6 protein-coding genes are annotated in these 6,374 nt (G+C 75.9%); 4 read left to right on the top strand and 2 right to left on the bottom strand.

Annotated features, from left to right (window positions below; all coding sequences use genetic code 11):
* Window positions 1-127: 127 nt before the first annotated feature.
* Window positions 128-1,354: an amidohydrolase gene (locus KJP73_RS02735; RefSeq protein WP_213281218.1), complete on the bottom strand. Its 1,227-nt coding sequence runs from the start codon at window positions 1,352-1,354 to the stop codon at window positions 128-130.
* 80 nt (window positions 1,355-1,434) lie between these two features.
* Here KJP73_RS02735 and KJP73_RS02730 point away from each other — a divergent pair, with 80 nt between their 5' ends.
* Window positions 1,435-2,436 (top strand): ketopantoate reductase family protein, encoded by a 1,002-nt coding sequence (locus KJP73_RS02730; protein ID WP_213281217.1) that lies wholly within the window; start codon window positions 1,435-1,437, stop codon window positions 2,434-2,436.
* Window positions 2,437-2,507: 71 nt separating this feature from the next.
* Window positions 2,508-2,903, top strand: a complete 396-nt coding sequence (locus KJP73_RS02725; RefSeq protein WP_213281232.1) for an RNA-binding S4 domain-containing protein — start codon at window positions 2,508-2,510, stop codon at window positions 2,901-2,903.
* 63 nt (window positions 2,904-2,966) lie between these two features.
* Here KJP73_RS02725 and KJP73_RS02720 read toward each other — a convergent pair whose 3' ends face one another.
* A complete protein-coding gene (locus KJP73_RS02720) occupies window positions 2,967-3,857 on the bottom strand; it encodes a DUF72 domain-containing protein (RefSeq protein ID WP_213281216.1) in 891 nt (296 codons plus the stop codon).
* A 100-nt stretch (window positions 3,858-3,957) separates the two neighbouring features.
* On the opposite strand from KJP73_RS02720, the gene KJP73_RS02715 reads away from it, so the two are divergent.
* Window positions 3,958-5,394 carry an MFS transporter gene (locus tag KJP73_RS02715; protein WP_249669042.1) on the top strand — a complete coding sequence of 479 codons (1,437 nt, stop codon included), beginning with the start codon at window positions 3,958-3,960 and terminating at the stop codon, window positions 5,392-5,394.
* A complete protein-coding gene (locus tag KJP73_RS02710) occupies window positions 5,391-6,371 on the top strand; it encodes an alpha/beta hydrolase (RefSeq protein ID WP_213281215.1) in 981 nt (326 codons plus the stop codon). Before KJP73_RS02715 ends, KJP73_RS02710 begins: the two co-directional genes overlap by 4 nt.
* The last annotated feature ends 3 nt before the right edge of the window (window positions 6,372-6,374 follow it).

Here is a 6,374-nt window from a genome sequence, read left to right as displayed (position 1 = left end):
GCCCGCCGCCCGTCCGGCCCGTCCCGCCCGTACCGCCCGCGAGGTCGTCACATCCGCACGAGGTCGTCAGTCCTGCGGGACGACCTCGTGCCGGACTGACGACCTCGCGGGCTCGGGCGGTGCCGCGTCAGGCGGTGAAGCGCTCCGCGCGCTCGACCGTGCGGCCCGTCGAGGTCGCCGCGTCCCACGTGTAGACGGTGCGGCCCTCGATCAGCACGTGCTCGGCGCGCGCGTGCACGTCCAGCGGGTCTCCGGACCAGATGACGACGTCGCCGTCGCGCCCCGGCTCGAGCGCGCCGACCCGGTCCGCCAGCCCGAGGAACGACGCCGGGTTGACGGTGAGCGCCTCCAGCGCGGTCTCCCGCGGCAGCCCGTCCTTCACGGCGAGGGTCGCCTGGTGCACCAGGAAGTTGATCGGGACGACCGGGTGGTCGGTCGTGATCGCGACGCGCACGCCGGCACGCGCGAGGGCGGCGAGGTTCGCGATCGCCCGGTCCCGCAGCTCGACCTTCGAGCGCGAGGTGAACATCGGGCCGAAGATCACGGGGATGTCGCGCTCGGCCAGCACGTCGGCGACCTTGTGCCCCTCGGTCCCGTGGTTGATGACCAGCTTGTACCCGAACTCGTCGGCCAGCCGGATCGCCGTGGCGATGTCGTCGTGCCGGTGCGTGTGCTGGTCCCAGTAGAGCTCGCCGTCCAGCACCCGGGCGAGCGTCTCCAGCCCCAGGTCGGTCTTGAACGGCTCGCCCTTGGTCTCGGCGGCGGCGCGGGCGGCGCGGTAGTGCTGGGCGGCGGTGAACGCCTCGCGGATGATCAGGGCGGTGCCGAGCCGGGTCGACGGCGTCTGCTTCTTGCCGCCGTACACGCGCTTCGGGTTCTCGCCGAGCGCGGACTTCACGCTCACCGACGCGGAGATGACCTGCTCGTCGATCGTGCGGCCGCCCCAGGACTTCATCGCGACGCTCTGGCCGCCGATCGGGTTGCCGGAGCCGGGCTTCACGACCACCGACGTCACGCCACCGGACAGCGCGTCGCGGAAGCCCTCGTCGTCGATGTTGATCGCGTCGACCGCCCGCACGGCGGCCATGTTCGGCCCGGTCATCTCGTTCGTGTCGTTGCCCTCGACGCCCTCGCCCTCCTCGTGGATGCCCACGTGGCCGTGCGCCTCGACGAAGCCCGGCAGCACCCAGCGGCCGGTCGCGTCGATCACGGTGGCGCCCTCGGGGACGACGACGTCGGCGCCGACGGCCTCGATGCGGCCGTCGCGGATCAGGACGGTGCCGCCCTCCACGGGGGCGGAGGAGACAGGGACGACGTGGCCGCCGGTGATGGCGACGAGAGAGGGGGTGGTCATGGCCTCCACCGTACGACGGCGCCCGGGGTCGTCACCTCCGGCAACCACCGGGGGGCCGCGGGATGTGGCACGGTGGCTGCGTGCGATACGTGATCATCGGCGCCGGCGCGGTCGGCGGGACCATCGGCGGGCTGCTGGCGGAGGCGGGGCGCGAGGTCGTGCTCGTCGCGCGCGGCGCCCACCTGGAGGTGATGCGGTCTGAGGGCCTGCACCTGACGACCCCGGCCGGCGCCCGGGTGGTGCGCGCACCCGTCGCGGCGGGACCGGAGGACGTCGAGCTGCGACCGGACGACGTGCTGGTGCTCGCGGTCAAGGGGCAGGACACCGCGGCCACCACGGCGCAGTGGGCGGGCCGGCCGGTCGCCGGGGGCCGCACCGCGGGCGAGGACCTGCTGCTGGTGTGCGCGCAGAACGGCGTCGACAACGAGCGGACCGCGCTGCGGCGGTTCGAGCGGGTGGCCGGCATGTGCGTGTGGCTGCCCGCGACGTTCCTCGAGCCCGGCCGCGTGTCCGCCGCCGGCAGCCCGGTGACTGGGATCCTCACGCTGGGGTCGTTCCCGGCGGGTGAGCCGGACCCGGACGTCGCCGCCGTGGGCGCCGACCTGGAGGCCGCCGGGTTCCGCGCGCCGGTCGTGCGGGACGTCATGGCGTGGAAGTACGCCAAGCTGCTGAGCAACCTCGGCAACGCCGTCGAGGCGCTGTGCGGGCCGGTGCGCGAGCCGGCCGCCCGGGAGCTCCTGCGGGCCACGGTCGCCGAGGCGCGCGACGTGCTCGCCGCCGCCGGGATCGAGCCGACCCGGGCCGAGGAGGAGTCTCGGGTGCGCGGCGACTTCACGCTGGTCGACCTGCCGGGCGTCACGCGCCGCGGCGGGTCCTCCTGGCAGAGCCTCGTGCGCGGGGCCGGGTCGATCGAGGCCGCCTACCTCAACGGCGAGATCGTGCTGCTCGGCCGCCTGCACGGCGTCGCCACGCCCCTAAACGCCGCGCTGCTGCGGCTCGCGGAGCGCGCGGCCGCCGAGGGCGAGCAGCCGGGCGGGCACGACGCGGCGGAGATCCTCGGCGCCGCCCGCGCGGCGGCCTGAGCCCCGTGACCGAGCCCGCGGCACCGGAGCCGCCCGCCACGACGTCGGCCGCGACGCCCGCCGCACGGCCGCTGCCCGCGGGACCCGCGAGCACCCGCGTCGACCGGTGGGTGTGGGCGGTCCGGCTGACGAAGACACGCGCCGCGGCGGCCGCCGCCTGCCGGGCCGGCCACATCCGCGTGAACGGCGACCGGGCCAAGCCCGCGACCAGCGTCAAGGTCGGGGACGAGGTCCGGGTGCGCGGCGACGGGCCCGAGCGGATCGTCGAGGTCGCGCGGATCATCGAGCGCCGCGTCGGGCCCGCGCCGGCCGCCGAGTGCCTGATCGACCGCACGCCGCCGCCCCCGCCGCGCGAGCACGTCGCGGTCGCGGCCCAGCGGGACCGCGGCGCGGGCCGACCGACCAAGCGCGAGCGCCGGGAGATCGACCGCCTCCGCGGCCGCGCGCACCCGCCGAGCGGGCAGTAGACGCGGGCACCGGCGTCCGCGAGGCAGCATCTGCTGCCCGGTCGACGACCGGCCGGAGCGGGGTCAGGGGACCGGGAGGGCCGGGCCCACGCCCAGGCGGCGGGCCAGGCCCATCGCGTCGACCGGGGCGCGGACCTTCACGTCGTTGTCGAAGTAGACGTACACGTCACGTCCCGGGCTCGGGGCCGCGGGCGGTCCGAGCCGGCGGGCGTCCTCCGGCTCGCCGCCGGACGTCCAGGCGCGCACCCGGTCGGCCCACCGGTCGAGCGCCGGGTCGTCGTAGCCGGAGACGTACAGCTCGGAGTCGCCGTGCAGCCGGACGTAGACGACGTCGGAGGTGACGTCCTCCAGGTACGGCCACTTCCCGGCGGTGTCGGCGACGACCAGCCCGATGCCGTGCTCGCGGAGCAGCGCCGGGAACTCCGGGGTCTCGAAGGTGGCGTGGCGGACCTCCAGCACGTGGTGCAGCGGCCGGTCCTCCTCCGTGGTGGTCCAGGCCCGGTCGTCGAGCCGCTCGTCGTGCCGCGCCGCGAGCGCCGCCGCGGCAGCCGTCGTCCGGGGCAGCAGGTCGAAGAACCGGGCGAGCCGGTCGCGGTCGTACCCGAGGTTCGGCGGCAGCTGCCACAGCACCGGGCCGAGCGTCGGCCCGAGCGCGAGCACCCCGGACGCGAAGAAGTTCGCCAGCGGGACCTCGACGTCCGCGAGCTTCTTCATGTGCGTGACGAACCGCCCGCCCTTGACCGAGAACACGAACCCGGGCGGGACCTCCGCGCGCCACGCCTGGTAGGACTCGGGGCGCTGCAGGGAGTAGAAGGAGCCGTTGATCTCGATCGTGCCGAGGTGCCGGGACGCGTGCTCCAGCTCCCGTCGCTGCGCGAGGCCCTTCGGGTAGAAGACCCCGCGCCAGGGCGCGTACCGCCACCCGGAGATGCCGATGCGCGCGGTCCCGGTCATGCCGGGAACCTAGGCACGGCCCGGCGGCACGGCAACCGCACGCACGGCGTGTTCAGGCTCCCGACACGCGCCGGACGCCGGGTCGCGGTATGCCTGGTCCGTGCACGCCGACGCCGCCCCGCCGCCCGCCCCCGTGCCGCCCGCGGCCGTCGCTCCCGCCGGCACGCCGTCCCGGCGCCGCTGGCCGGTGGTCGCCTGGGCGCTGTGGGACTGGGGCTCGGCGGCGTTCAACGCGGTCATCACGACGTTCGTGTTCACGCGCTGGCTGACCAGCGACGCGTTCGTCGACCCGGCGGTCGTCGAGCAGGGCGGGGACGCCCTCGACGCGGCGCTCGCCGAGCACTCCACGTGGCTGGGGTGGGGGCTGACGGCGGCCGGCGTGCTGATCGCGGTGCTCGCCCCGCTGGCCGGGACGCGGGCCGACGGATCCGGTCGCCGGCGGCGCGGGCTCGCCGTGCAGTCCGCCGTGACGGTGGCGCTGTGCGCGGCGATGTTCCTGGTGCGGCCGGACGCCGACGCCCTCACCGCGAACCTGCTCCTCGGGATCGCCCTGCTCGCGGCGGGGAACCTCACGTTCGAGCTGGCGTCCGTGCACTACAACGCCCTGCTCCCCCGCGTCGCGACGCCCGCGACGCTCGGGCGGGTCAGCGGGCTCGGGTGGGGCGCCGGGTACCTGGGCGGCATCGTGCTGCTGCTGGTGCTGTTCGTGGGGTTCATCGACCCCGCGGTCGGGTGGTTCGGCGTGACCGGCGAGGACGGGCTCAACATCCGGGTGGCGGTGCTGCTGTCGGCGCTGTGGTTCGGGGTGTTCGCGGTGCCGGTGCTGCTCGCCGTGCCGGACTCCCCCAGGGGCACGGGGCGGACCGCCGGGCGCCGACCGGGGGTCGTCGAGGCGTACCGGACGATCGTCGCGGACGTGCGCGACCTGTGGCGGACGTCCCGCAGCACCGTGCTGTTCCTGCTGTCCAGCGCCGTGTACCGGGACGGACTGGCGGGGGTGTTCACCTTCGGCGCGGTGATCGCCTCGGGCACGTTCGGGTTCACGGCGAGCGAGGTGGTGGTGTTCGCCATCGCCGCCAACGTCGTCGCGGGCATCTCGACCCTGCTGGCGGGCCTGCTCGACGACCGGGTCGGCCCGCGGGCGCTGATCGTCACCGCCCTGTCGGGCCTCGTGGTCGCGGGCGTCGCGACGTTCGTGCTCGCCGACGCGGGGCGGCCGGCCTTCTGGGTGTGCGGCCTGCTGCTGTGCGTGTTCGTCGGCCCGGCGCAGTCCGCCAGCCGGTCGCTGCTCACCCGGGTGGCGCCGCCCGGGCGGGAGAGCCAGATCTTCGGCCTGTACGCGACGACCGGCCGGGCGGCGAGCTTCCTGGCGCCGCTCGCGTTCTCGACGTTCGTGGCCGTCTCGGGGTCGCAGCGGTGGGGCATCCTGGGTCTCGTGCTGGTCATCGCCATCGGGCTCGCCGCCCTGCTGCCGCTGCGGCTGCCGGCTGCCGCACGCCCCCTGCCCCCGGTGGCCCGTCCCGGGGCCGCCGGATGACGGTGTGGGAGCCCGACGGGCTCGGCCCGGGCTGGGAGCGCACGACGCTGGCGCTGTCGGCCACCGACCCGGACCTCGTCGCGACCGTCGTCCGCCGCGCGCCCGGCCCCGCCCCGGACCCCGCGCGGGAGCCCGGCGGACCCGCGGTGCTGCACGTGCACGGGTTCAACGACTACTTCTTCCAGACCCACCTCGCCGAGGAGTGGGAGCGCCGCGGCCACACGTTCTACGCGCTGGACCTGCGGCGGTGCGGACGGTCCTGGCGGGAGGGGCAGGTCGCCCACTACGTCGACGACCTCGCGGAGTACCGCGTCGACCTCGGCCTCGCCGCGCGCCTGGTCCGCGACGAGCTCGGCCACGACCGGCTCACCGTGCACGCCCACTCCACCGGCGGGCTGACGGCGGCCCTGTGGGCGAACAGCCCGGCCGGGCGGGACGCCGTCGACGCGCTGGTGCTGAACAGCCCCTGGTTCGACCTGAACGCCCGCTGGTTCCACCGCGTCGTGTCGACGTGGGTGCTGGACGGCCTCGGCCCGGTCGACCGGATGCGGGTGCTCGCCGACGGGCCGTCCGCGTACTCCTGGCACCTGCACGTCGACCACGGCGGCCGCTGGGACTACGACCTCGCGATGAAGCCGTCCGAGGGCTTCCCCGTGCGCGCGGGCTGGCTGCGGGCGGTGCGCCGGGGACAGGCCCGGCTCGCCCGGGGCCTGCGGATCGACGCGCCGGTGCTGGTGTGCACGGCCGCGGAGTCCGGCCTGAACTCCCGGGAGAACCCGCTGCTGGACGCGCAGGACACGGTGCTCGACGTCACGCAGATCTGGGCCCGCGCGCCGCGGCTCGGGGACGACGTGACGCTCGTGACCGTCCCGGGCGGCATCCACGACCTGGCCCTGTCGGCCGACGAGCCGCGGGCGGCCTACCTCGACGCGGTGTTCGACTGGCTGCAGGAGGTCACGGGCACCCGCGCCGCGTGAGGA

Source organism: Cellulomonas hominis, from assembly GCF_901521055.1.
GTDB classification, from domain to species: domain Bacteria; phylum Actinomycetota; class Actinomycetes; order Actinomycetales; family Cellulomonadaceae; genus Cellulomonas; species Cellulomonas endometrii.
This window is presented reverse-complemented; position numbering and strand designations above follow the sequence as displayed.

Coding starts and splice junctions, on each gene's coding strand:
- KJP73_RS02710 (WP_213281215.1), top strand. CDS start 5,391: ATGACGGTGTGGGAGCCCGACGGGCTCGGCCCGGGCTGGGAGCGCACG.
- KJP73_RS02720 (WP_213281216.1), bottom strand. CDS start 3,857: ATGACCGGGACCGCGCGCATCGGCATCTCCGGGTGGCGGTACGCGCCC.
- KJP73_RS02735 (WP_213281218.1), bottom strand. CDS start 1,354: ATGACCACCCCCTCTCTCGTCGCCATCACCGGCGGCCACGTCGTCCCT.